Annotated in this window: 23 protein-coding genes and 1 pseudogene; 12 read left to right on the forward strand and 12 right to left on the reverse strand. The window is 68.7% G+C overall.

What is annotated here, in order from left to right:
* Positions 1 to 71 precede the first annotated feature (71 nt).
* The gene (locus K1T34_RS09495) at positions 72 to 1,721 is read left to right on the forward strand and encodes an amidohydrolase (RefSeq protein WP_220243913.1); all 1,650 of its coding nucleotides are present in this window, start codon (positions 72 to 74) and stop codon (positions 1,719 to 1,721) included.
* A 135-nt stretch (positions 1,722 to 1,856) separates the two neighbouring features.
* A complete protein-coding gene (locus K1T34_RS09500; protein WP_220243914.1) occupies positions 1,857 to 2,054 on the forward strand; it encodes a hypothetical protein in 198 nt (65 codons plus the stop codon).
* Between the two features lie 2 nt (positions 2,055 to 2,056).
* On the opposite strand, the gene K1T34_RS09505 is transcribed toward K1T34_RS09500, so the two are convergent.
* Both K1T34_RS09505 and K1T34_RS09510 read right to left on the reverse strand, forming a co-directional pair.
* Positions 2,057 to 2,251 carry a hypothetical protein gene (locus tag K1T34_RS09505; RefSeq protein WP_220243915.1) on the reverse strand — a complete coding sequence of 65 codons (195 nt, stop codon included), beginning with the start codon at positions 2,249 to 2,251 and terminating at the stop codon, positions 2,057 to 2,059.
* Positions 2,252 to 2,322: 71 nt separating this feature from the next.
* Entirely contained in the window at positions 2,323 to 3,294 is a 972-nt protein-coding gene (locus K1T34_RS09510; RefSeq protein ID WP_220243916.1) for a magnesium transporter CorA family protein, read from the reverse strand.
* Positions 3,295 to 3,430: 136 nt separating this feature from the next.
* Here K1T34_RS09510 and K1T34_RS09515 point away from each other — a divergent pair, with 136 nt between their 5' ends.
* Positions 3,431 to 4,420: an MCE family protein gene (locus tag K1T34_RS09515; RefSeq protein WP_220243917.1), complete on the forward strand. Its 990-nt coding sequence runs from the start codon at positions 3,431 to 3,433 to the stop codon at positions 4,418 to 4,420.
* A gap of 111 nt (positions 4,421 to 4,531) precedes the next feature.
* Here K1T34_RS09515 and K1T34_RS09520 read toward each other — a convergent pair whose 3' ends face one another.
* Positions 4,532 to 5,413 (reverse strand): class I SAM-dependent methyltransferase, encoded by an 882-nt coding sequence (locus tag K1T34_RS09520; RefSeq protein WP_220243918.1) that lies wholly within the window; start codon positions 5,411 to 5,413, stop codon positions 4,532 to 4,534.
* A gap of 304 nt (positions 5,414 to 5,717) precedes the next feature.
* Positions 5,718 to 6,638 carry a proteasome assembly chaperone family protein gene (locus K1T34_RS09525; protein ID WP_220243919.1) on the reverse strand — a complete coding sequence of 307 codons (921 nt, stop codon included), beginning with the start codon at positions 6,636 to 6,638 and terminating at the stop codon, positions 5,718 to 5,720.
* 280 nt (positions 6,639 to 6,918) lie between these two features.
* On the opposite strand from K1T34_RS09525, the gene K1T34_RS09530 reads away from it, so the two are divergent.
* The 6 genes from K1T34_RS09530 (at position 6,919) to K1T34_RS09555 (ending at position 11,098) form a co-directional block, all read left to right on the forward strand.
* Positions 6,919 to 7,422, forward strand: a complete 504-nt coding sequence (locus tag K1T34_RS09530; protein ID WP_220243920.1) for a PH domain-containing protein — start codon at positions 6,919 to 6,921, stop codon at positions 7,420 to 7,422.
* A gap of 74 nt (positions 7,423 to 7,496) precedes the next feature.
* Positions 7,497 to 8,951 (forward strand): PH domain-containing protein, encoded by a 1,455-nt coding sequence (locus tag K1T34_RS09535; RefSeq protein WP_220247082.1) that lies wholly within the window; start codon positions 7,497 to 7,499, stop codon positions 8,949 to 8,951.
* Between the two features lie 186 nt (positions 8,952 to 9,137).
* Positions 9,138 to 9,833: an IclR family transcriptional regulator gene (locus K1T34_RS09540; protein ID WP_255638423.1), complete on the forward strand. Its 696-nt coding sequence runs from the start codon at positions 9,138 to 9,140 to the stop codon at positions 9,831 to 9,833.
* A gap of 16 nt (positions 9,834 to 9,849) precedes the next feature.
* Positions 9,850 to 10,344, forward strand: a complete 495-nt coding sequence (locus tag K1T34_RS09545; RefSeq protein ID WP_220243922.1) for a GNAT family N-acetyltransferase — start codon at positions 9,850 to 9,852, stop codon at positions 10,342 to 10,344.
* Positions 10,345 to 10,496: 152 nt separating this feature from the next.
* On the forward strand, positions 10,497 to 10,694 hold the full coding sequence (locus K1T34_RS09550) for a hypothetical protein (protein ID WP_220243923.1): 198 nt from the start codon (positions 10,497 to 10,499) through the stop codon (positions 10,692 to 10,694).
* Positions 10,673 to 11,098, forward strand: a complete 426-nt coding sequence (locus tag K1T34_RS09555; protein ID WP_220243924.1) for a VOC family protein — start codon at positions 10,673 to 10,675, stop codon at positions 11,096 to 11,098. Before K1T34_RS09550 ends, K1T34_RS09555 begins: the two co-directional genes overlap by 22 nt.
* A gap of 486 nt (positions 11,099 to 11,584) precedes the next feature.
* Here K1T34_RS09555 and K1T34_RS09560 read toward each other — a convergent pair whose 3' ends face one another.
* Positions 11,585 to 12,106, reverse strand: coding sequence for a hypothetical protein (locus K1T34_RS09560; RefSeq protein WP_220243925.1), 522 nt, complete (start codon positions 12,104 to 12,106; stop codon positions 11,585 to 11,587).
* A complete protein-coding gene (locus K1T34_RS09565) occupies positions 12,103 to 13,758 on the reverse strand; it encodes an alpha/beta hydrolase (RefSeq protein ID WP_220243926.1) in 1,656 nt (551 codons plus the stop codon). The genes K1T34_RS09560 and K1T34_RS09565 overlap by 4 nt, the downstream gene beginning before the upstream one ends.
* A 1,021-nt stretch (positions 13,759 to 14,779) precedes the next feature.
* On the opposite strand from K1T34_RS09565, the gene K1T34_RS09570 reads away from it, so the two are divergent.
* Positions 14,780 to 15,862, forward strand: coding sequence for a DUF2891 domain-containing protein (locus K1T34_RS09570; protein ID WP_220243927.1), 1,083 nt, complete (start codon positions 14,780 to 14,782; stop codon positions 15,860 to 15,862).
* On the opposite strand, the gene K1T34_RS09575 is transcribed toward K1T34_RS09570, so the two are convergent.
* Both K1T34_RS09575 and K1T34_RS09580 read right to left on the reverse strand, forming a co-directional pair.
* The gene (locus K1T34_RS09575; protein WP_255638424.1) at positions 15,859 to 17,115 is read right to left on the reverse strand and encodes an aspartate aminotransferase family protein; all 1,257 of its coding nucleotides are present in this window, start codon (positions 17,113 to 17,115) and stop codon (positions 15,859 to 15,861) included. The two genes, K1T34_RS09570 and K1T34_RS09575, sit on opposite strands and share 4 nt — an antisense overlap.
* Before the next feature lie 15 nt (positions 17,116 to 17,130).
* A complete protein-coding gene (locus K1T34_RS09580) occupies positions 17,131 to 18,312 on the reverse strand; it encodes a CaiB/BaiF CoA-transferase family protein (RefSeq protein ID WP_220243928.1) in 1,182 nt (393 codons plus the stop codon).
* Positions 18,313 to 18,477: 165 nt separating this feature from the next.
* On the opposite strand from K1T34_RS09580, the gene K1T34_RS09585 reads away from it, so the two are divergent.
* The gene (locus tag K1T34_RS09585) at positions 18,478 to 20,451 is read left to right on the forward strand and encodes an NPCBM/NEW2 domain-containing protein (protein ID WP_220243929.1); all 1,974 of its coding nucleotides are present in this window, start codon (positions 18,478 to 18,480) and stop codon (positions 20,449 to 20,451) included.
* Positions 20,452 to 20,536: 85 nt separating this feature from the next.
* Positions 20,537 to 20,992, forward strand: coding sequence for a DUF4231 domain-containing protein (locus K1T34_RS09590; protein ID WP_255638745.1), 456 nt, complete (start codon positions 20,537 to 20,539; stop codon positions 20,990 to 20,992).
* Positions 20,993 to 21,173: 181 nt separating this feature from the next.
* Here K1T34_RS09590 and K1T34_RS09595 read toward each other — a convergent pair whose 3' ends face one another.
* From K1T34_RS09595 to K1T34_RS54650, 4 genes and pseudogenes are all read right to left on the reverse strand, one after another.
* Positions 21,174 to 21,743: an ATP-binding protein gene (locus K1T34_RS09595; RefSeq protein ID WP_220243931.1), complete on the reverse strand. Its 570-nt coding sequence runs from the start codon at positions 21,741 to 21,743 to the stop codon at positions 21,174 to 21,176.
* Between the two features lie 403 nt (positions 21,744 to 22,146).
* Positions 22,147 to 22,932, reverse strand: a complete 786-nt coding sequence (locus tag K1T34_RS09600; RefSeq protein WP_220243932.1) for an SDR family NAD(P)-dependent oxidoreductase — start codon at positions 22,930 to 22,932, stop codon at positions 22,147 to 22,149.
* 3 nt (positions 22,933 to 22,935) lie between these two features.
* Positions 22,936 to 23,163, reverse strand: coding sequence for a hypothetical protein (locus K1T34_RS54645; protein ID WP_370643869.1), 228 nt, complete (start codon positions 23,161 to 23,163; stop codon positions 22,936 to 22,938).
* Positions 23,164 to 23,316: pseudogene (locus tag K1T34_RS54650) on the reverse strand (hypothetical protein); the annotation flags it as partial. It lies immediately after the preceding gene.
* Positions 23,317 to 23,341: the final 25 nt, after the last annotated feature.

Genomic DNA, 23,341 nt, shown 5'->3' on the forward strand with positions numbered 1-23,341 from the left:
TTCGCAGGGGCAACGAAAATTCCCCATCCGACCCGGAGTCCTCCGTGGACTCGCCCGGCTACCGTGCAGTAATGACGACCACGGTGTTCCGCAGCGGCCGCGTCTTCACCGCCGACGCCGCGGGCACGATCTGCTCGGCCGTCGCCGTGTCCGGCGGCCGGATCGTCGCCGTCGGCGGCGACCGCACGGTGGAGCCGTTCCTGCGCGAAGCCGACGACGTCGTCGACCTCGCCGGAGGACTCCTGCTGCCGGGTTTCGGCGACGCCCATGTGCACCCCGTGCTGGGCGGGCTCGAACGGATCCGCTGCGACCTTTCGGGCGCCGCGACCGCCGACGCGTACGCACGCATCATCGGCGAATACGCCCGCGCCCACCCCGACCGGGAATGGGTCCTCGGCGGCGGCTGGGCCATGGAAGCGTTCCCCGGCGGCCGCCCGCACCGCGCCGCGCTCGACGCCGTCGTCGGCGATCGCCCGGTGCTGCTCCCCAACCGCGACCACCACTCCAGCTGGGTCAGCACGGCCGCCCTCACCCGAGCCGGGATCGACCGCGACACCCCCGACCCGGTCGACGGCCGCATCGAACGCGACGCCGACAGCGAACCCACCGGGCTCCTCCACGAAGGCGCCGCCGACCTCGTCGCCCGCGTCGCACCGGCCGACACGCAGGAAGACCTCGACGCCGCCCTCGCCGAAGCCCAGCGCTACCTGCACTCCTGCGGTGTCACGAACTGGCAGGACGCCTGGGTGGCCGTGCCGGGCGAAGGGCCGAACGTCCACGAGTCCTACCTGCGCGCCGACGCCGCCGGCACGCTGACCGCGAAGGTCACCGGCGCGCTGTGGTGGGACCGCTCGTGCCCGCCGGAAGCCGTCGCGGACCAGGTCGCACGCCTCGCCGAGATCCGCGCTGCCACGGCGGCGCGGTGCCGCAACTACCGCACGCCGTCGGTGAAGGTGATGCAGGACGGCGTGGTCGAGACGTTCACCGCCGCCATGCTCGAGCCCTACCTCGACGCCCACGGCCACCCGACCGGCGACCGCGGCCTCGGTTTCCTCGACCCCGCCCTGCTCCGCGCCGTCACCACCGCCCTCGACGCCGCCGGCTTCCAGGTCCACTTCCACGCGATCGGCGACCGCGCGGTCCGCGACGTCCTCGACGCGCTCGAAGCGGCTATCGCCGACAACGGCACGTCCGACCGCCGCCACCACCTCGCCCACCTGCAGGTGGTGCACCCGTCCGACGTCGCGCGCTTCCACCGCCTCGGCGCCACGGCCAACCTGCAGGCGCTGTGGGCCGCGCACGAACCGCAGATGGACGAGCTCACGCTGCCCTTCCTCGGCTATCCCCGCGCCGCCTGGCAGTACCCGTTCGGCGATCTCTTGCGCACCGGCGCCGCGCTCGCGATGGGCAGCGACTGGCCGGTCAGCAGCCCCGACCCGCTGGCCGCGATCCACGTCGCCGTGAACCGCGTCCTGCCGGGCGCGACCACTCCGCCCTTGGGTCCGGAACAAGCGTTACCGCTCGCGACCGCGTTGCGCGCCTACACCGCGGGCAGCGCCGCGGTGAACCACCTCGACGACATCACGGGCGCGCTCACCGTCGGAAAGGCCGCCGACCTGGTGGTTCTCGACCGCGACCCGTTCGACGGACCGCGCCAGGAAATCGGCGCGACGCGGGTGGTCCGGACGTACGTGGCCGGAACCGAGGTCTATCGGGCCTAGACTGCGCAGCCGGAGCTGTCGTTCTACCCAGGGTGAACCTGTTGCACCGAACGGGTGACAACCGCCGCTGCCGCGTCTGAGCTGCGGCCAAACGGGTTAGCCCGACGCCACCCGACTCCGCCAGAGGAGAGCCCGATGCCGATCCGCGTGCTGATCAGCCACGAGAGCACCGCGATTCCCTGCGAGAAGTGTGGTTACCCCACGTTGCACGTCGCCCACCTCGTGACCCCCGAAGGCCAGTGCATCGGCCAAAAGCTCGTGTGCACGCTGTGCCGAGACCGGGAAAGCCAGGAGCGGGAGACGCCCGAGAAGCAGCAGCTCTCCGCCGGCTGAGGTCAGGCCACTTCTCCGCGCCGGCTGTCCGCCGTGTGCAGCCCCAGCATGTCCAGCAGCAGCGCGCAGTCGTCGCCGTTGCGCGAGTTCGACGCCACGGCGAGAGTCGCCTTGCGGCGCACTTTTTCCTGGTGCGCCAGGTTTTCCTCGGTCATGAGGTCCGCGGCCGGGTGCAGCCCGGCGCTGATGTCACGCATGCCTGTTCTCCCCGAAGTGCAAAATCCCTTCCGTTGCAGATCTACCCGGGTGCGCGCGGGGTGAAACGCGATCAGAGCCAGTCGCGGCGCTTGAACGACGCGTAGAGGCCTACCGAGAGCAGCACAATGGCCACTGTGGACACCCAGAACCCGGACGTGGCCTGGAATCCCGGGTACGGCACGTTCTGCCCGTAGAAGCCGGTGACCGCCGTGGGCACCGCGATGATCGCCGCCCAGCTCGTGACCTTCTTCATGATGGTGTTGAGCCGGTTGCCCTGCAGGTTCAGCTGCGTCTCGCGCACGGTCGCCACCAGGTCGCGCAACGACTCCGTCCACTCCGACGCGCGCAGCACGTGGTCGTAGACGTCCTGGAAGTACGGCATCATCACGCTGTCGACCAGGTGCTGGTCGCGGCGCATCACCGTGTTCACGACCTCGCGCATCGGCAGCACCACACGGCGCAGCGCCGTGAGGCTCTTGCGCAGCCGGAACGAGCGCCGTTGCAGCTCACGCTGGTCGGGCCGCTCGTCGAAGACCAGGTCCTCCAGCGCTTCGATCTGGTCGTCGAGCGCCTGGACGCTGTCGAAGTGCCCGTCGACGATGTAGTCGAGCAGGCCATGCAGCAGGAACGCGACGCCGGACTTCGCGAGATCGGCCGAGGAGTCCCACCGCTGCGCCACGGCTTCGATGTCGAACCCGTCGTCCTTGCGCACGGTCACGAGCGCCTGCTTCGTGACGAACGCGGCGAGCTCCGATTTCGCGACCATGCCGGTGTCGACATCGAAGTGCGCCGAGTACGCGATGAGGAAGGAATGCGTGTCGTAGCGGTCGAACTTGGGCCGCTGGTGTTCCTCGGCCGCGTCCTCGACGGCCAGCGCATGGAGGCCGAGCTCTTCGGAGATCGAGGCGAGGTCGCCTTCGGTCGGCTCGCAGAAGTCGAGCCAGACGGTGGTGGCCGGGTCCTGCAGGTAGTCGGAGACCTGCTCGACCGGGAAGTTCTCTTCGACCAGCACGCCGTCGCGGTAGACCCGCGTGTGCGCCACGCCGTGCCACCTTCCGCCGGGGGTTGAACGTTTCGCCGAAAAGTACCCGCCGGCGACCTCCGCCGAACCCGCCCGGCTTCCACCGAAGGTGTTGTGTGGCTGGCGTCACCACGCCGGCTGCGGCACTGTTCACGCCGTGCGATCAGCCCGAGATCCCCGCCACCCCGTCCGCACCGCGCTGGTGGGGCTCACGGTGCTGGTGCTCGGCATCGTCACCGCGCTCAACGCCCGGAACCTGCCCGTGCTCGGCGACGGCACCACGTACGTCGCCGAGTTCACCGAAGCCGCCGGGCTGCAGAACGGCAACGACGTGCGCATCGCCGGCGTGGCGGTCGGGCGCGTGTCCGCCGTGACGCTCGACGGCGCTCGCGTGCGGGTGTCGTTCAAGGTCAAGGACGCGTGGCTCGGCAACAGCACCACTGCCGCCATCAAGCTGAAAACGGTGCTGGGCCAGAAATATCTCGCGCTCGACCCGGTGGGTGCCGGCTCGCTCGACCCGGACGTGCCGATCTCGAGCTCACGCACCACCGTGCCCTACGACGCGCTCGACGCGTTCCGCGATCTCTCGGCCACCGTCGACCACATCGACACGACGCGGCTCGCGCACAGCTTCGACACGCTCGCCACGACGTTCGCCGACACTCCCGCCGACGTCCGGACCGCGGTCGGCGGACTCTCCCGCCTGTCGGACACCATCGCCTCCCGCGACGCGCAGCTGACCGCGCTGCTGGCCAACACCCGCACCGTGTCCTCGACGCTCGTCGACCGCGACGCGCAAGTGCGGCGCCTGCTCGCCGACGGCAACCTCCTGCTCGACGAGGTGGCCCGCCGCGAGTCCGCCATCTCCACCCTGCTCGACGGCTCGCGGCGCCTCGCCACCCAGCTGTCCGGCCTCGTCGCCGACAACGACCACACCCTCGCGCCGACACTCGCCGGCCTCGACCAGCTCACGTCCTTGTTGCAGCGCAACCAGGATTCCCTCGCCCACGGTGTGAAAGCGCTTGCCCCGCTCCTGCGCCTCGGCACCAACCTCGCGGGCAACGGCCACTGGATCGACGGGTACCTGTGCGGTCTGGTCCTGCCGTCGATCGGGCCGCTGAACGAGCAGGGCTGCCACCCGCGTTAGGGCGTGATCTTCCGCAAGCCTTTCGATCCTGTCCGAAAAGGTCGACGGGAAAGGGAAAACGCCGGACCCGCCCTCGAGAACAGGCGAATCCGGCGTTTCTCGCGGCAAGCGTCAGGCTTGGTCCGCGGACACCTCGTCGTGTGAGGGAGCCTCGTACCCCGGCACGTGCGTGATCCGCACCGTCACCTGGTTGTCGTTGTACGTATAGGCCTCGTACGTGAACTCGATGCCCGTCTTCTCGATGTGTTCCATCCACGCGCGGTACTCGTGGCGCTTCCAGCCGGGAAAGTTGAAGAACTCGTCGAAGTGCACGATGCTGCCCGGGCGCAGGCGCGGGCCGACGTTGTCGAGCACGGTTTTCGCGGAGCTGTAGAGGTCGCCGTCCACGTGGAGGAAATCGACGTGACCCGGGTGCTTCTCCAGGAATCCGGGGAGGCTGTCGTTGAAGAGGCCGACGACGAGTTCCGCACCGGGGACGTCCGGCAGGTCCTCGCGGGCGAAGGCGCCGGCGGGCATGCCGTTGAGCCACGCCTCGGGCAGGCCTTCGAAGGAGTCGAAGCCGTAGACCTCGACGCCGCCGCGCGCAGCGGCGATGGTGCGCAGTGTGTTGCCTGACGCGACGCCGAACTCGAGCGCCATCCCACCCTTCGGGGCCAGGGACAACGCGAACTTCAGCGTCTCGGGCGGGCTGCCGAAGTGGCGGGCGCCGATGAGGTTCTCGCGGGCGAAGACGTTGCTCTCGAGCGCCGCGTCCTGGTCGCCGGCGTACACGATGTCGCGGCGGCTGCGGATTTCGAACTCCACCACCCGGTCGAGCAACCGGTCACCCTGGCGGACGATCTCCTCGCGGAGCTCGTCGCGGATCTGGTTCAACTGTTCGGTGTACGGGTCATGCAGGCGGGTGGCCACCCGGCGCAGCACCAGGCCGGCTTTCCGCCGCAGCGCCCCGCCCAAAGTCTTTGCCGTGAAACGATCTTGGTGCGGCTGGTTCATCCCGGGACGATATACAACAACCGGGCACTCTATCGAGGCGGCCGGTTTACCAGCCGGTAACGGCAAGCGTCCACTGTGTACCGATCAGCGGGCGAGGTGGCTGCCCGTGGCCCGAACGTCACCCGCCGCACCCCTACGGGCAGCTTGCCCGAAACCCCCAGGGCCGATCATGGGATGGTGGCGACCATGACGACACGAATGTGGTGGGCCTGGCAGACGGTCCGCTCGGCCGCGATCGCGTATCGCACCGGGCGCAGACGGGCCCGCGACTGAGACCGACGCCAGCGGGGCACCCGCCGGCGCGTCAGCGTTCCGGTGAGTCCCCGCCCTGCTCGGCCAGGAAGCGTTCGAACTGCGAACCGAGCTCCTCGGCCGTCGGCATGTGCTCCTGCGACTCGGCCAGCAGGCTGTCGCGGCCCGAGGCTTCGACGAACGTGTCGTACTGGCGCTCCAGCGCGCGCACGACGTCGGCGACCTCGTCGGACTCGGCGACCTGGCGGTCGATCTCGGCGGTGGCAACCTGCGCGGCCACGCGCAGCTCACCGTCGGGCAGGTGCAGGCCGGTTGCGCGCTCGACGGACTCCAGCACCAGCAGCGCTGCCGACGGGTAGGCCGACTGCGCGAGGTAGTGGGGCACGTGGGCGGCGAAGCCCATCGCGTCGTGACCCCACTCGCCGAGGCGGTACTCCAGCAGCGCGGAAACGCTCCCGGGCACCTGCATGCGGTTGGGCAGCGGCTGGTGGTCGCCGCCGATGAGGCTCTCGCGCGTGGCGTGGGCCGTGACGCCGAGCGGACGGGTGTGCGGGGCGCCCATCGGGATGCCGTGGAAACCGACGGTCAGGCGCACGCCCCAGCGCTCCACCAGGCTTTTCACGGCGGTGGCGAAGCGCTCCCACTCGTGGTCGGGCTCGGGGCCGGACAGCAGCAGGAACGGCACGCCGTCGGTGTCGTGCAGGAGGCGAACGGCCAGCTCAGGGGCCTCGTAGTCCTCCCAGTGGTCCACCGCGTAGGTCATCGGCGGGCGCCGGGAGCGGTAGTCGATGAGGCGGTCGACGTCGAAGCGCGCGATCACGCGGTTCTCGACCTCGTTCGTCAGGTGGTCGGTGACGAGCCTGCCGGTGGAGCCCGCGTCCATGAAACCGTCGAAGAAGTGCAGGAGCACGGCTCCGTCCAGGTCGGGGACGTCCGAGTCCACCTCGTACAGTTCCTCGGGATCGAATCCCACCGGAATCCTCCTGCTGCTCGCTGTCGTGCACAGACGTACTGTGTTGTTCGTTGGCGATCCGACCACAGTCACGGCCGAAACCGCCCGCACGCCCGGTGACGTCACCTTGGGCATCCGCCTACTTTTGGTCGGATCGCCGACGGGTTTCAACGCGACATCACCGCGAATCCATCCCGCCCGCGGCGGAAATAGTAACGCCACGCACTCACCGGGGCCCCGGATCGGGGCACAGTGACACTTGTCGTGGCCACGGTCACCGCGGTTCAGGCACGCTGAGCAGGTGACCGCACAAGAACTGAGCCTCAGCCTTCGGCCACCCGAGCATCGGGTGAGCCGCAAGGCGATCGGCCACTGGACGGCGTCGGCCGCGATCGCCTGGCTCGTCGTGATCGGCGTGCAGGCGGTGGTGGTGGCCACGAGCGACGACCCGCCGTCGTGGCTCTCGGTGACGCTCGTGCTCTGCTGCGTGCTCGGGCCGCTGCACCTGCTCGTGATGCCGCAGTGGCGCTACCGCGTGCACCGGTGGGAGGTCACCTCCGACGCCGTGTACACGCAGTCGGGCTGGCTCAAGCAGGAGTGGCGGATCGCGCCGATTTCGAGGATCCAGACCGTGGACATCGAGCGCGGCCCGCTGGAACAGCTGTTCGGGCTGGCCCGGATCACGGTGACCACGGCGTCGGCCGCGGGGCCGCTGCGGATCTCCGGCCTCGACCACGACCGCGCCGTGGCGCTGGCCGACGAACTGACGCGCACCACGCAGGCCGTGCGCGGGGACGCCACGTGAGCGCGGCGTTGCCGGCGACCACGCAGGCGTACGAAGGCACAGCGGAAGCACCTTGGCACCGGCTCGACCTGCGAATGCTGCTGATCCGGCCGGTGCTCGACCTCGTGCGGTCGCTGCCGGTGCTCGTCGGCGCGCTCGTGCTGGGCTCCGGCAACAGCTGGCAGTGGATCGGGCTCGCGTTCACGGCGTTGACGATCGCCACCGGCATCTCGCACTGCCTCACCTCGCGCTACCGCGTCACCGCGACGCAGGTGGAATGGCGCACCGGGCTGCTGCTGCGCAAGCAGCGGGCGGTGCCGCGCGACCGGATCCGCACCGTCGACGTGGTGTCGGAGCCGAAGCACCGCCTGTTCTCCCTGGCCGCGGTGCGGATCGGCACCGGGCGGCATTCGCACGGGAAGGGCCCGGGCAAGGACGAACTGGTGCTCGACGCCGTCACGCGCGAGGAGGCGCAACGGCTGCGGACCCTGCTACTGCACCGGAAAACGGTGCCGGCCGACGTCGTGGCGCCACCGGAGCAGCTGGTGGCGGCCGTCGACCGGAAGTGGCTGCGGTACGCGCCGTTCACGCTGTCCGGGATCGCCGTGGTGGGGGCGATGCTCGGCACCGTCTACCACTTCGCGCACGAGCTGAACCTCGACCCGGTGCGCTACGGGCCACTGCGCGAGCTGGCCGATCGCGTGACGCAGGAACCCCTGTGGCTCACCGTGGTCACGGCGGCGATCGGCCTGCTGCTGCTCGTGTCGGTGCTTTCGGTGGGCGGCTACGTGCTGTCGTTCTGGAATTTCCGCCTCACGCGCGAGCCTGGCGGCACGCTGCACATCCGGCGGGGGCTCATCACCACGCGGTCGGTGTCGATCGAGGAGGACCGGCTGCGCGGCGTCGAGCTGAAGGAACCGTTGCCGCTGCGGATCGCGGGCGGCGCGAAGTGCGTGGCGGTGGCCGCGGGCCTGCGCGAAGGCAAGGGCGCCGACAAGGGCGGCGGGCTGCTGCTGCCGCCCGCGCCGCTGGGACGCGCGCAGGAGGTGGCGGGCGAGGTGCTGGGCGAGGACGTGGCTCGCGCGGCGCTCGTGCGGCACCCGCGGCAGGCGTTGAACCGGCGGATCACGCGGGCGTTGACGAGCGTGCTGATGCCGGCGGCGGCGCTGTTCGGGCTGGCGTGGGCCGGCGCGTTGCCGGACTGGCCGTGGCAGCTCGCGCTGGTGCTGGCGCCGTTCGCGGTGCTGGTGGGCTGGGACCGTTACCGCACGCTGGGCCACGCGCTGGCCGGCCGCTACCTCGTCACGCGCTCGGGTTCGCTGGCTCGCACGACGGTCGCGGTGCGGCGCGACGGGCTGACCGGGATCGTCGTCGAACGCTCGTGGTTCCAGCGGCGCGCCGGGCTCGTCACGGTGGTCGCGCCGATCGCGGCGGGACGCGGCCGCTACCACGTGGTGGACGTCGGAGAAAGCGCCGGACTGGCACTGGCCGACGCGACGGTGCCGGGGTTGCTCACGCCGTTCCTGGTCACCGGGAAACGGGCCGAATAGCCGACCGTGATCATTCCGGTGAATTCGCCGCGCGCGATTGTTCCGGCCATGTGGTAATTTACTGACCTGTCGTGTTCGCGAGTCGGGTCGCAGACCACGAAGAGGATTCGAATGCCGCCTTCCGAAGAAAGCTCCGCGGGCCCGCGCCGAACGGCAGGCACAAGCAGTTCGCGCAAGGTTCTGCAGGTGCTGCTCGCGTTCTCCGAGCACCGGTGGGAAGCGAGCGTCGCGGAGCTGGCCGAGGTGATCGGCAGCCCGGTCGCCACGACTTATCGCTACGTGCAGTTACTGAAGGAACTTCAGCTGCTCGAAGAGGCCCGCTCGGGCCGCTACCACGTGACCAGCCAGGTGATGCCGCTCGCGCGCGCCGCGCGGCTGGCCAACGACGTCGCCCGGATCGCCCGCCCGACCATGGAGGAAGCGTCGCGCGAGCTCGGCGAGACGATCTTGCTGTTCCAGCACTTCGGTGACCTGGCCGTATGCACCGATCGGGTCGAATGCGACCGCGCCATGCGGTTCACGTTCCAGCCCGGGCACTCGATCCCGCTCGGCGCGGGCGCGACCGGCAAGATGCTGCTCGCGCTGCTGCCCGACGGCGAACGCGAGCAGCGCGTCGCGGAGATCGCGCGCGAACACGGGATCGAGGTGCGCGAGGAGCTGAAGCTCGCCCTGGCGAACCGCTACGCGCAGAGCTGGGGCGAGATCGAAGACGGTGTGTGGGCGTGTTCGGTGCCGGTGGAAACGGGGCGGACGCGGCCGAGCGTGCTTTCGCTCGTCGGGCCCGCCGCGCGCATCAGCGACGCCGCCCGGGCCGAGGCGATCAGCGCGTTGCAGGTGTATGCCGAGCGCATCAAGAAAGCAGTTTCGTCGTATTCGGTGTAGCGGGTAGGAATGGGGGATGATCCGGCTCGCCACTGCTGTTGACCTGCCGCTGCTGGGTGAGCTCGAACGCGCGGCCGGGGAGCCGTTCCGCGACCTGGGGATGGCGGCCGTCGCGGATGACGAACCGTTTTCGGTGGCAGAACTGGAGCCGTACCAGGTCGACAGGCGGTGCTGGGTGGTGGATGTCTCGGGTGTCGTGGCGGGGTATCTGGTGGCGGACGTCGTGGACGGCAATGGTCACGTCGAGCAGGTGTCGGTGCTGCCGTCTTTCGCGCGCCGGGGGCTGGGACGGCAGCTGATCGAGACGGCCGCCGCTTGGGCTGGTGCCCGTGGTCTGCCGGCACTGACTTTGACGACTTTTCGTTACGTGCCGTGGAACGCTCCGTACTACGCGCGGCTGGGCTTCCGGGAGCTTCTCGAGTCATCGTGGGGACCCTCGCTGCGCACCATCCGCGAGCACGAGGCCGCGCTCGGGCTGGACCACTGGCCGCGTCTCGCGATGATTCGCTGACCAGCGGTGTTACCCCTCCGGGGGACATACGTCGCCCACGAGGGGGACCCGATTTGCGAGCGCCTTCGAACACGTGTTCTACTGGTCGGGCCGGCCCCGGAGGGGGAAGCTCCGCGGGCCGGCACTCTCGGTTTTCAGCGTTTGGAGGCAGCGTGGCAGTCAAGATCACCCACCTCACCAACGGCCAGCAGGTGCGCTTCGCGAACGCCGACGGCGCCCGCCGCTACGCCGAAATCATGGGCGGCGGCGTGGACAAGTGGGCGTTCACCGACGTGCCGGGCGAGTCCGAGCTGCCGAAAATGTCGGGGTCGGTCGTTAATGTCCCGGTATGGCGTATGACTTCCAGGTGACCGTGGACTCCGCGGAACCACACACCCAGGCCGACTGGTGGGCCGAGACGCTCGGCTGGGCTGTCGAACCCAGCGACGAGGCCTTCATCCGCGAGATGATCGCCAAGGGCTACGCGTCGGAGGACGAGACCACGGTGCACCGCGGCGCCCTGGTCTGGCGCTCGGGCGCCGCGATCTCACACCCGGAGACGTCGCGGCGGGTCTTGTTCCAGGAGGTGCCGGAGGGCAAGACGGTGAAAAACCGCCTCCACTTCGACGTCCGCGTCGGCGGCTCGGAGAACATGGAGGAGGAGTTCGCCAAACTGCAGGCCAGGGGTGCGACGTTCCTGCACCGGGGGTCCCAGGGGCCGAACCGCTGGATCACACTGGCGGACCCGGAAGGCAACGAATTCTGCATCGGCTGACGGTCTGGCCGGCTTCTTTCGGGAACATGCCGGCCACCTTGGCCCTACCCACCTCTGGCCTCGGCTCGGCTCGGCTGGCGCGGGGCAGCCGAGCCTTCGCGGTAACCGCGCCCTTGCCACGCGGACCGCCCTTGCCACTCCGCGCGGAACTTGCCACTCCACACCGGTCCACACCACCGCGCGGCGCCATGCCTTCTGGCGCGCGCCATGCCATCTCGCGCAGCGCCTCGCCAACCTGCACAGCACCTCGCCACTCGGACCGCCCAAGCCATCCCGCGCGGGCACATGCCGCTCCACGCCGGCCCATGCCACTCCACACTGCACCTCGCCACCTCACGCCGCACATCGCCACAGCGACGGCACATGCCAAGCGCACTGCACTTGCCACCGCCTCCCTGCCGACCACCCGATCGGGACGTTTGAGGACGCATGCTGCGGCCATCCAGCATGCGATCAACAATTTTCGAATAGACGCTATTTCGGAAATCAGGACTTAGCTTCAGGTGTCCCGTGAGGCCACACGCAGGGAGAACTGACTCCAATACTCAGGCGACCGAGGACGTTTCCAGTCGTCGTGGCGGTAAGGCTCATAAGGTAGCCTTCTTTACTGCTCGCGTTGACGAAATGCTTATTTAGCCAGGTATCGGCGCGGACCGACCAACCATTGTCGGACCACCATTTCACAAGCTTCCCATAGTAGTCGTTGTTGTGCGCACGATCCGGCCCGTCAACCCAGTAGGTTATTCCGACGCTGACCTGACCGGTCTCATGATCGAAATTGTCCGTGCATGGCATCGGCTGGAGTGGCAGCTCAGTTAGCTTATATCCCGCAGGGAAGGAAGCCGCCGCTGCAGCATGCACGAAATTCAGCACGCTTTGCTGAGCTTGCTCGGCCGACTGGGTGGTTTGCATGGGCGCGCCTCCACAGGAAATCGAGGTGAACAGCAACACTCCAAAGACGGCGAGCAAGAGCAGTCGTGGAGATTTTCGTACGGTCTTGTTCATCATGGCTTGTTCCCGGCGATGATCTTGCCCATGGCGGCGAGTGAGTCTGAATCCCTGTTCCAGTAGTCACTGTGAGAGGTGAGAGGGTTGCCGGGGTTGGAATCGAATCGTTGCCCGCCGAACCATCCGGTGGTGGGGTCGGGGCCGAGGGGGTCGATTCCGTCGGCCATGGGGTTGTCGAAGTTGGTGGCGATGGGGATGGGGTCGGTGGGCGCTTTGGTGGAGTAGATGTGCTGGCCGACTTGGTCTTGTGGCATGCCGTCGAGGTGGAGTTGGCTGGCATGTTCAACGCCGACGCCGGGGCTGGCGACCATGACGACGTTGTTGGCGGGCAGGCCGAGGTCACGGGCGGTTTGCCCGACGACGGTCGTGCCGTAGCTGTGGCCGATGACGGTGGTGTTCATCGGCCCCTGGTGCGCAGCTCCGAGCCCGTCTTGGAAGTGCCGGAGCGAGGGTTCGGCCTTGTCTGCGAAACTGGTGCTGGCCGCGTCCGGGATGATGCTCTGCGGCGCGTCATACCCCACCCAGGTGATCACGGATGTAGACGGCGACCCCATTTGGGTCGCCGTGTGCATCATCGAATCCGATCGGTAAATATCCGTAGACATGCCGTCGTTGAGTCCGGCGGTGGTGCCGCGGACGTAAGTAGCGACGTTGACCGCATGGTCGGGGTTGCCGATGGCGACGATGGCCTGCCCGGAATTGGCAGGGTTGATGCCGAGCAAATAGGCGGGCGGCTGCCCGGGCAGGGAGTGGTCCAGGCGGCTTGTGATCTGGTCCATGCCGGTGAGTTTGCCGTTCAGCGTGTCGAGCTGTTTTTCCAGATCTTCGTACTCTTCCTGCTGCTGCGGGTCGCTGCGTTTCATTCCGTCCAACCGATGGCGGATGTCGTCCCGCTGATGTTGCAGGTCCGCATAGTCCCGGTCGAGCACGACCCGGTTCGCCCGGTCGCGATCGGTGGCGGGCAGTCCGTCCATCGCGCCGATCGCGCCGGGGCGGTCCCGGATCAGAATGTCCCGGCCGGCGTTGGAGAGGGTGGCCCACCAGGCGGCGTTCTGTGCGGGGGTCGCGTTCGGTGGCGGCTCGGGCAAGGTCAGACCGGGGTCTTTCACCCCGTCGGCGGCGGCGGCGACGGTGGATTCATCGCCGGTGCCGAATTGGCCCGCCGCTGCCCGGTCCAGCACCGACGCCAAATCGGCGTCGATATCGTTCGCGGTGCGCAGGACCTGCGCCAGGTCGATCGTCAGTTGCGAATGGACACGGTCCCGGTCTGCCGGGTGCAGGTCGGGTGGCACCTGCTTGCCGGCGAAGGTGTCGACGACGCCACCGGCGTCGGTGATCTGATACCCGTACTTGCCGGCCAGTTCCTCGGCGTCCGCCAACGCGTGCTGAACACCCGTAATCGCATCGGATGCCTGCCCGAGCGTCTTTCCCAGGATGGACACGCCACCGGCGATCGTGTCCAGGCCACGCATCAGCGCGCGATGCTGAGCCGCCGCATTATCGGCAGCCGGTCCGCTCCACCCCTCAACCGGCAGTGTCTTCCCATAGTCGTCCCCGGAATGGACCAGCATTTGGGCCCGGACCTGCAGGACCGAGAAAATCTCCCCCAACGCGCCGGGGTTCCATCGCCTGATATCGGCCAGCGACACCATCAGCGAGGCCCGCGCATCGGCGGCGCTGCGGCCGGGAACACCCCGGCCGCAGCATGGTCACCCTGTTGGTACCGATCAGCAGCGGTGATCAGACCGTCGGCGAATCGCTGAGCCTCGGTGCACCACTCGGTGAACGTCACGGCCCAGGCCTCGCGGAACCGACCCGCAGCAGCCGCCGCTTGCCCTCCCGGCACAGCCCCGGCCACCTGCCCCACCGGTTCTGCGCAGTCCGCGCCCCGCAGGCCGACCACCTTCTCACCAGCGGATCTGCCCGCCGTCCTCAGCGTGTCCGCCACCGCCGTGAAGCTCACTTGCGACCCCTCCCCGTGATCATTCCGTCACAGGCTACGGGACCAAGGCCAGCGGATTCCACCAAAAGCATCCCCACCGCGCACGTGCCACTCAACGTTGGTCCATGCCATTCAGCACGGAAACATGCCACTCCGCGCTGGCCCATTCCATTCCGCGAGGCGCCTCGCCAATCAGCACGGCACCTCGCCACCGCAAGCCGCACATCGCCACAGCAACGGCACATGCCAAGCGAACAACACTTGCCATCCACCTCAGCGCCACGCCACCGGCGCGACCTCTTGCCACTTGACGCGGCACCCTGCCAATCCGCGCGGAACCTCGCCGCTGCCCGCCGCGTCTTGCCACGACAAAGGCAGTGGCGGTGGCTGTGGCTGTGGCACACCTCGATGTCATGCCACATCCATGGCGCCTTGCCAATCGGTGCGGAACCTTGCCACCGGATGTCGCACGTTGCCGAGGCAATGGCAGGGCAAGAGGCGCGAGGCTTGCCATCTCGCCTTCAGGCTTGCCACAAGTCCGGCACCTTGCCATCAGGTGCGGCAACTCGCCCATCGGACCCACAACTTGCCGCCCACCGTGGCAAGTTGTGGGCGGTGTGGCTGAGGATCTTGCGGTCAGACCCGCTTGTGTGGGGTGATGCGTGTCGTCCGTAGGCCGGAGACAATGACGACCGGCCCGAAGCGTCCAGTGGCAGGAGGCCCGCACACCCATGACGTCCCGGCGAGAGACCCAGCTGCTTTCCCGAGCCGCCGCGTACAGCGCGGCCGCCCTGCGCAACATCAGGAAAGAGTTCCCCAACGACATCCGCAGCACGATGCGGTTCCCAGGGGACTTCCCGAACCGTCCGCGCGACCTGTACCCAGCCTTCTACGGCTGCTACGACTGGCATTCCTGCGTCGAGATGCACTGGCTCCTGGTTCGGCTGCTCCGCACAACCCCAGACGCAGTACCCACCGACGACATCCGGACCGCACTCAACGAGCACCTCACCGCCGACGCCCTCGAAGGCGAAGCCGAGACGTTCCGGACCAAGGGATCACGGGCCCGCCCCTACGGCTGGGGCTGGGCCCTCATGCTCCACCACGAAATCGCCACCTGCGACGACCCCGACGCCCAAACCTGGTCGGCCAACCTCGCACCCCTGTCGGCCGCAGTCACCGACGCCTTCCTGCAATGGCTCCCCAAACAGACCTACCCCATCCGCACCGGCGCGCACAACAACAGCGCCTTCGGTCTTTCCCGTGCCCTCCCCTACGCCAGAAGCCAAGCCGCAGCCGGCGACGGAGCCCTCCTCACCGCCATCCAAGACGCCGCCACCCACTGGTTCAGCACCGACGCCGACTACCCCGCCAACTGGGAACCCTCCGGCGCCGATTTCCTGTCGCCCGCCCTCACCGAAGCGGAGCTGCAGGCCGGCCTCCTGCCACCAAAAGACTTCGCAGCCTGGTTCGACCGGTTCCTCCCCCAGCTCCCGGCCGCGCTCCTCACCCCGGCCACGGTGTCCGACGACAGCGACGGCCAGATCGCCCACCTCCGCGGCCTCAACCTCAGCCGCGCCTGGTGCTGGCTCCGCCTGGCCGACAGCCTCCCCGCCGCCGACCCGCGCCAACCCCTCCTGGCCTCCGCCGCCGAAGCCCACGCGGACCCGGAGCTCGACCACGTCAGCGGCAGCGACTACATGGTCGAACACTGGCTGGCCTGTTACGCCGTCCTCTACCTGACCGCCGGCGAACGCGACCACGCAGGAAAGGGCGCCCCAACGCGGAACGCCCCGCAACGAGCGGAAACCTAAGCCTGCAGCCGAGAAAGTGCCGCAGGAATGGCCGCCGCCAGCAAATCCAGCTCCTCGTCCCCCGCCACCAGCGGCGGCGACATCGCAATCCCCTTCCCCAACGGCCGCACCAAAACCCCCTCGTCCCGCACCAGCCGCTGCAACTTCCCCGGCGCCCCGGGGTCCGCCGCCAGTACCTCCGCCGACAGCTCCACCGCGGCCAAGAACCCCAGCCCAGCCCGAACCTCCGCGACCAACGGATGCTCAGCCGCCCCGGCCAGCGCGTCCGCCAACGGCTTCTCCAGATCCCTCCCCCGCGGAATCAACCCGTCCTTCTCATAAATGTCCAACGTCGCCAACGCAGCAGCACAACCCACCGGGTGCCCCGCATAAGTAGCCCCATGGCGCAAAACAGGAGCCCCGGCAGAACCCGTGAAGAACGGCGCCGCCACCTCCGGCGAAACCAGCAACGCGGCCAACGGAATGGTCCCACCGGTGAGACCCTTGGCAGTCGTCACCATATCCGGCCGAACCGCCCACCGATCAATCCCGAACCACGTCCCCAACCGCCCGAACGCGGCAATCACGCAATCCGCCACGAAAAGCACGCCGTAACGGTGACAAACCTCCACCGCGGCCTCGAGATACCCCTCCGGCGGCAACAACACGCCCCCGGCACCGATCACCGGCTCACAGAAGAACGCGGCAACCCGATCCGCCCCCACCCGCAGGATCTCGGCCTCCAACGCCGGAACACTGTCATACGCCACATGCGAAAACCCCGAAGGCATCGGCCCGAACCCCTCGGCATTCACCGGGATCCCGCCCACGGCCGTACCGAACCCGTGCGTCCCGTGGTACCCCTGCGTCCGCCCGATGATGTGGGTCTTCTCCGGCCGTCCAGTGTGGACGAAGTGCGCCCGAGCGATCTTCACCGCCGTGTCGACGACATCACCACCGCCGGAGCCGAGGAACACCTTCGAACCCGGCACCGGAGCAAGCGAAGAGAGCCGCGAAGCCAATTCCAACGCCGGCTCGTTCGCGTAATACCCGAACAGGTTGTACGAATCCAGCTTCTCCAGCTGCGCCGTCACGGCCTGGGTGATCTCAGGCCGCCCGTGGCCGAAGTTCGCGTACCAGAGCGAAGCCGTGGCGTCGAAGTAGCGGCGGCCGGCGTCGTCCCACACGTACGAGCCCGAGCCGCGCGTGATCACGAAGCGGTCGCCGTCCACGGCGCCCATGTCCGCGAACGGGTGCCACAGCGGGTTCTCCATGTAATCCTCCTTGTGTCACAACGAAAGGAACTCGGCGATCTCCGACTCCGAGTACCCGATTTCCGCGAGCACCTCCGCCGTGTGCTGGCCCAGCACCGGTGGCGCCGACGTCGGCCGCGGCTGCGTGTCCGAGGCCTTCACCGGGAAACCCGTGCCGAGGTAGGTGCCGACGGTTGGGTGCGGCAGCCGCACGACCTGGTCGCGCGCGGCGGTCCACGGGTCGGCGTACACGTCGTCGATGTCGTTGATCGGCGCGGCCGGGATGCTCGCCGCGTCGAGGGCCTTCGTCCAGTCGTCGACGGTGCGCGTGACCAGCACTTCTTCCAGCAACGCGTTGAGCTCGTCGCGGTGCGCGGCCCGCGCCGCGTTGGTCGAGAACTGCGGGTCCTCCGCGATGTCCAGGCCGAGAACCCCGCAGAACGCGCGCCACAGCTTCTCGCTGCCGACGGCGATGACGAGCCAGCCGTCGGACACGTGGTACGCCTGGTACGGGACGATGCTCGGGTGCGCCGAGCCCATCCGGCGCGGCCGCGGGGTGTCGTAGAAGTGCGCACCGGCGGCGTAGATGTGCCAGGCGAGCTGCGCGTCGAGCAGGGAGACGTCGAGGTACTGGCCGCGCCCGGTGGTGTGGCGAGCCTGCAGCGCCATCAGCACGCCGATGATCGCCCACGTGCCCGCGTTGAGGTCGGCCACGGGCAGGCCCACCTTGGCGGGCGCGCCGTCAGGCTCGCCGGTCAGCCCCATCACGCCGCCGAGCGCCTGCGCGACGAGGTCGTAGCCCGGCCGGTCGCGGTACGGCCCCGTCTGGCCGAAGCCCGTGATCGACACGTGGATCAGCCGCGGGTTCAGCTCGGACAGCGAGGCGTACGACAGGCCCCACCGCTCCAGCGTGCCCGGGCGGAAGTTCTCGACGAGCACGTCCGCGTCGGCCACGAGCCGGCGCACGGCTTCGCGGCCGCGTTCGGACTTGAGGTCGAGCACGATCCCGCGCTTGTTGCGGTTGGCGGCAAGGAAGTACACGGCTTCGTCGCCGACGAACGGCGGGCCCCACAGGCGCGTGTCGTCGCCGTGGCCGGGCGGCTCGACCTTGACGACGTCGGCACCCATCTCGCCGAGGTACTGCGTGCAGTACGGCCCAGCCAGGATCCGGGAGAGGTCGACGACCTTGAGACCGTCGAGCGGGCGGACCTCGGGCATGGGGCGGCTCCTCGGGGCGTCGTCGCGGACCTACGCCTCCTTTCTACCTCCCGGCCAACGGATTACCTACCAACGGCCCATTGACGTGAACCGTTCACTCCTGTTGATTCTTGAGGAAGTATGTGCCGCTTTGAGTAGTTGAGTTGTGCACTCCGGGAGGAATTCATGCGTCGTCTTGTGGGCCTGCTGGCGGTCGCCTGCCTGACCACCGGCCTGGCCACCACCCTCACCCCGGCGAGCGCGGAAGCGGCCCCCGCCGCCCCGCACGCCGTCCAGCAGGAAACCGGCGCGCTGCCGCCGATGGGCTGGAACAGCTGGAACAAGTTCGGCTGCAACATCAACGAGACCCTCATCCGCGAGACCGCCGACGCGATCGTCAGCAGCGGCCTGCGCGACGCCGGCTACCAGTACGTGAACATCGACGACTGCTGGGCCGAGCAGAACCGCAACGCCGAGGGCAAGTTCGAGCCCAACCACGAACGCTTCCCGAGCGGTATCAAGGCGCTGGCCGACTACGTGCACGCCAAGGGCCTCAAGCTCGGCATCTACACCAGCGCCGGCACGCAGACCTGCGCGAAGACCATGCCCGGCGCCCTCGACCACGAGGACGTCGACGCGCAGACCTTCGCCGACTGGGGCGTCGACTACCTCAAGTACGACAACTGCAACAACGAGGGCCGCCCGGCCATCGAGCGCTACACGAAGATGGGCGACGCGATCAAGAAGACCGGCCGCTCGATGATCTACGCGCTGTGCGAGTGGGGCGAGAACCAGCCGTGGCTGTGGGGCAAGACCTCCGGCGCGCAGCTGTGGCGCACCACCGGTGACATCAGCGACAACTGGACCAGCATGACCGGCATCCTCGACCAGCAGGTGGGGCTCGAGAAGTACTCCGGCCCCGGCGGCTGGAACGACCCCGACATGCTCGAGGTCGGCAACGGCGGCATGACCGACGCCGAGTACCGCTCGCACTTCGCACTCTGGTCGCTGATGAACGCGCCGCTGCTCGCGGGCAACGACGTCCGCTCCATGCCGGCCGCGACGAAGGCGATCCTGGCGAACAAGGACGTCGTCGCCCTCGACCAGGACTGGGCGGGCGTGCAGGGCCACAAGGTCCGCGACGACGGCGACACCGAGGTGTGGACCAAGCCGATGTCCGACGGTTCGGCCGCGGTGGTGCTGTTCAACCGCGGGATTTCCGCCGCGACGATGTCGAGCAACGCGTCGGAGATCGGTCTGTCCGGGCGCGATTTCCGGGTGCGTGACCTGTGGACGGGTGCGGAGACGGAGAGCGCCGGGACGCTGCGGGCGACCGTGCCGAGCCACGGGGCGGCGGTGTTCCGGGTGTGGCCGGCCAAGTTCCCGGCTGCCGCACCGGCGGCGACGTTGTCTCTTGACGCGGGATCGTACTTCCCTGCTGGGAAGCCGTTCACGGCTCACGTCCGACTGACCAACGACGGCAGCACGCCGCTCGCCGCGGCTCGGGTGACGGTGTCGGCGCCGTCCGGCTGGCAGCTCGACGGGCGTGGTGACGTGCTCGTGCCCGCAGTTGCGCCGGGTAAGTCGTGGGAACGGTCGGTGACGGTGAAGCCCGTGAAGCCGGGCGCACAGGTCGCGATGTCGGCGAAAGCCACCTACTTCACGGGCTGGGGGCGGCGTTCGTTGTCGGCTGACGCGAGTGGACCGGTCGTGACACCGTTCGCTGCCGGAGTGACGCCGATGTCGAAGGCGCCGTTCTTGCTGACTGAGAACGGCTGGGGCCCGGTCGAGCGGGGCACCAGCAACGGCGAGAACCAGGCCGGCGACGGGAACCCGATCACGATCAACGGCCAGGTGTATTCGGATGGCCTTGGGGCGCACGCGCCTTCGCTGGTCCGGGTGTATCTGGGTGGGGGTTGTCAGACGTTCCATTCGGTCGTCGGACTCGATGACGAGTTCGCCACGGGGAGCGTGACGTTCGAGGTCCGCGGGGATGGGAAGACGCTGGCTTCGACGGACGTGTTCCGCCATGGCTCGGCGGCGCAGGCGCTCGACGTGCCGTTGGGTGGGGTGCAGGTGCTGGACCTGGTCGTGACGGATGGCGGGGACGGGAACAACACCGATCACGCAGACTGGGCTGACGCGGCGGTGAGCTGCTGAATCGGTCCGAACCATTCACACACGCCAGGCCGCGGCGGGAGAATGCGGCATGGCGTCGACGGAGGCCCTGCCGGCTGAGCACTGGATGATCACTGGAACCCGCAACGGGAAACCGCTGCCGGAAGTGGTCGTGCGGCGGTGGGCGTGGTTCTGCGACCACGCCCGCCGCAGCCGCATCCACTACGTGACCACGGAGTTCGTCGGCGTCGCCTGCGCGGCGGCGGTGCCGGTGTTCGCGGCGTTGCGGTGGGACGTGGCGTTCAGCGCGATCGCCGGAGCGCTGGTGTTGATCGCGACGACGATCCGGACGGTGCTGGGGTTCCATGACGACTGGATCGAGTACGTGCGGCTGCGGTTTTCTTTGGAAAGGGATGCGACGGCGTATTTGTACGGGATCGCGCCGTATGACGTTTCCGATGAGGAGGCGGTGAGGGTGCTGGTCACCCGGCATGAGGAGCTCGGTGCCGAGTTGAGGGATGGGTGGTTTGCGAGGAGGAAGAAGTTGGGGAATGGGGGGCACGCGATCAAACCGCCGGCGTAGGGGTGTTGGGGTTGGGTGTGCACCCCGAAGCTGGATTGCGTTGACGGTCGGCCACGTACATCGACCGATTCGGACCAGAGCTGATCACGCTTCACGACAAATGCGAGCCGACCGCAGAACTCGCTCGCCTGAGGTGAGCGCTATCGCCGAAGGTTGGTGACCGATTGGCGCGCCGGGCGGCTTAGCTGTCTGTGCACGAGGGCCATGTGTCTACCGCCCACTCCGGCCAGCTCGGCCAGCCCGCCGGTGGGGCGGGAATCTTGCGCCCGTCGAGTTCGGCGGCGTCAGGCACCTGGAACTGCTCCCGCCACGCATCCAGATCGGCCTCGCTCATCGGGAACGTCTGATGCGGTGTTGTTTCCTGGCGGCGCGCGATGCGGGCGAGCTGGACGTCCTTGTCCACGGGCAGGTAGACCACCTGGCATGCTGCCCCGACCGACCGGGCAAGCCAGCGCAGTGCCGACCGTTCGTCGCGGCTCCAGAGCCCGAAGTCGAGTACGACGCTGGTCCCCAGCCGCAGCGCCTGTAGGGCGACCGAGATGAGCCGCCCTTCGAGCACCCAGCGCTTTCCGTCGGCCATCGAATCGCCGAACAGCGGGATCATCCAGTGATCCGGGGTCAGCCGCAGTGCCCGGTGGGTTGCGGCAAGCTCTTGGGCGCGGGTGGTTTTCCCGGCCCCCGGGAGCCCGACCATCAGGAGCAGGGTGGCGGCACGCGGGTGTTGTGAATCGAAACGCTGCGACTGAGACATGACTTCCCTGATCAGGCGGGACGACCCGGCGTCACAGGAATATGAGTGACTGCCGGCAGGACACTGATCCGGCGGTACGTCCTGGCACTGCCCCACGTGGGGCAGGCAATGACCGCGGTTACGGGAACCGCGATACCGCCGCTAAGCGGCGGTTGTAGTCATGGATGCGCAGCAGCACATGCCTTGATCGTAGCGGACCGTCGATACCTGTGGGGACGGATATCTGTCCTGCGCTTGAACGTCAGCACTGGAGCCAGCGCTGTCCTGTTCAGCGGCCACTACGGCGCCCCGCAACGCGGCGATGGTTTGCGAGACGTCTTCACGGCGACCTCGGAGCACGACGGGGGAACAGCAACGCGCGCGCCGAGGACGGGCACAACCAACGCCGCGTTGGGGCCGGCGGTCAGCGGACGCCGAGGTCGAAGTCCAGGCTGTAGCGGTTCGAGGGCATCGCGCCGGCGGACTTCGCGCCGTCGATGGGGAGGACGGCGCCGTTGATGAAGCGGGATTCGTCGGTGGCCAGGAAGAGGATGGCCTTGGCGACTTCTGTGGCCTCGCCGACGCGGGCTGCGGGTGTGCTGGCCACGAGCTGGTGCTGCTTGGTCTCGAAGTCGTCGGGGGAGGCCAACGTCGAGCGGAGCATGTCGGTGTCGATGGCGCCCGGGTTGACGGTGTTGGCGCGGATGCCCTGGTGAGCGTGGGCGACGGCGAGGGACTTCGTGAGGCCGACCAAGGCGTGCTTCGTCGCGTTGTAGACCGGGTCGCTCGGACGGCCCATCACGCCGCCGTTGGACGACGTCGTGATGATGCTGCCGGAGCGTTGCGCGAGCATGTGGGGCAGCACGGCGCGCGTGCCGAGGAAGGCGGTGCGGACGTTGAGCGCGAAGATGGTGTCGAAGTCCTCGAGCGTGGTCTCCGTGAGGGGTTTGGCGAGGTGGACGCCGACGTTGTTCACCAGCACGTCGACGCGGCCCGTGTCCTCGATGACGCCCGCGACGAAGTCGTTGACCGCGGTCTCGTCGGTGGCGTCCACGAGTGAGTGGCGGTAGCCGTCCAGCTGAGCAGCCGGCTCGCGGATGTCGCTCGCGAAAACCACGGCGCCCTCGGCCAGGAACTCCTTCACGGTGGCGAGGCCGATGCCCCGCGCGCCCCCGAAGATCACCGCGACCTTGCCGGCCAACCGAGCCATCGTTCAGTCCCTCCCTCGAAGTTCGGCCACCTCGTAGTCCTCCGGCAGCCTGACCAGCGCGTCCGGCGCGCCGGTGTACCGCACCACTACGCCGTAGACGGACTCCGCCGCCTCCGCGGAAACGTACCCCGCCACCACGTCGGCCAGCACGTCTGCCACGGCGCGCCGCCGCGGGTCGCCGTAGCCGCCGCCACCGGGCAGGACGACGTCGACCTCGGCGTCCGGAGCCAAGGCGATGCGGCTCTTGACGGGCAGATCAGCTCCGGAAACCAGCCCGAACCGGCCGAGGGCGCCGGGAGAACCACCGTCCACACCGGACGCAGCGGCCCGCACCCGGTCGACGTTCCCGTTGACACTCCAGGGAAAATCGCCCCGCGGACCCATGGTGGTCCGCTGCCCCAGCCCGCCG

The organism is Amycolatopsis sp. DSM 110486 (genome assembly GCF_019468465.1).
In the GTDB taxonomy this organism is placed as follows: domain Bacteria; phylum Actinomycetota; class Actinomycetes; order Mycobacteriales; family Pseudonocardiaceae; genus Amycolatopsis.

Bases quoted from the DNA above. Each gene is read 5' to 3' on its own strand.
- K1T34_RS09575 (WP_255638424.1), bottom strand. From the start codon at position 17,115: ATGGAGAACCCGCTGTGGCACCCGTTCGCGGACATGGGCGCCGTGGAC.
- K1T34_RS09570 (WP_220243927.1), top strand. From the start codon at position 14,780: ATGACGTCCCGGCGAGAGACCCAGCTGCTTTCCCGAGCCGCCGCGTAC.
- K1T34_RS09565 (WP_220243926.1), bottom strand. From the start codon at position 13,758: ATGGTGTCGCTGGCCGATATCAGGCGATGGAACCCCGGCGCGTTGGGG.
- K1T34_RS09555 (WP_220243924.1), top strand. From the start codon at position 10,673: ATGGCGTATGACTTCCAGGTGACCGTGGACTCCGCGGAACCACACACC.
- K1T34_RS09545 (WP_220243922.1), top strand. From the start codon at position 9,850: ATGATCCGGCTCGCCACTGCTGTTGACCTGCCGCTGCTGGGTGAGCTC.
- K1T34_RS09495 (WP_220243913.1), top strand. From the start codon at position 72: ATGACGACCACGGTGTTCCGCAGCGGCCGCGTCTTCACCGCCGACGCC.
- K1T34_RS09580 (WP_220243928.1), bottom strand. From the start codon at position 18,312: ATGCCCGAGGTCCGCCCGCTCGACGGTCTCAAGGTCGTCGACCTCTCC.
- K1T34_RS09535 (WP_220247082.1), top strand. From the start codon at position 7,497: ATGCTGCTGATCCGGCCGGTGCTCGACCTCGTGCGGTCGCTGCCGGTG.
- K1T34_RS09590 (WP_255638745.1), top strand. From the start codon at position 20,537: ATGATCACTGGAACCCGCAACGGGAAACCGCTGCCGGAAGTGGTCGTG.
- K1T34_RS09595 (WP_220243931.1), bottom strand. From the start codon at position 21,743: ATGTCTCAGTCGCAGCGTTTCGATTCACAACACCCGCGTGCCGCCACC.
- K1T34_RS09560 (WP_220243925.1), bottom strand. From the start codon at position 12,106: ATGATGAACAAGACCGTACGAAAATCTCCACGACTGCTCTTGCTCGCC.
- K1T34_RS09505 (WP_220243915.1), bottom strand. From the start codon at position 2,251: ATGCGTGACATCAGCGCCGGGCTGCACCCGGCCGCGGACCTCATGACC.
- K1T34_RS09585 (WP_220243929.1), top strand. From the start codon at position 18,478: ATGCGTCGTCTTGTGGGCCTGCTGGCGGTCGCCTGCCTGACCACCGGC.
- K1T34_RS09600 (WP_220243932.1), bottom strand. From the start codon at position 22,932: ATGGCTCGGTTGGCCGGCAAGGTCGCGGTGATCTTCGGGGGCGCGCGG.
- K1T34_RS09520 (WP_220243918.1), bottom strand. From the start codon at position 5,413: ATGAACCAGCCGCACCAAGATCGTTTCACGGCAAAGACTTTGGGCGGG.
- K1T34_RS09500 (WP_220243914.1), top strand. From the start codon at position 1,857: ATGCCGATCCGCGTGCTGATCAGCCACGAGAGCACCGCGATTCCCTGC.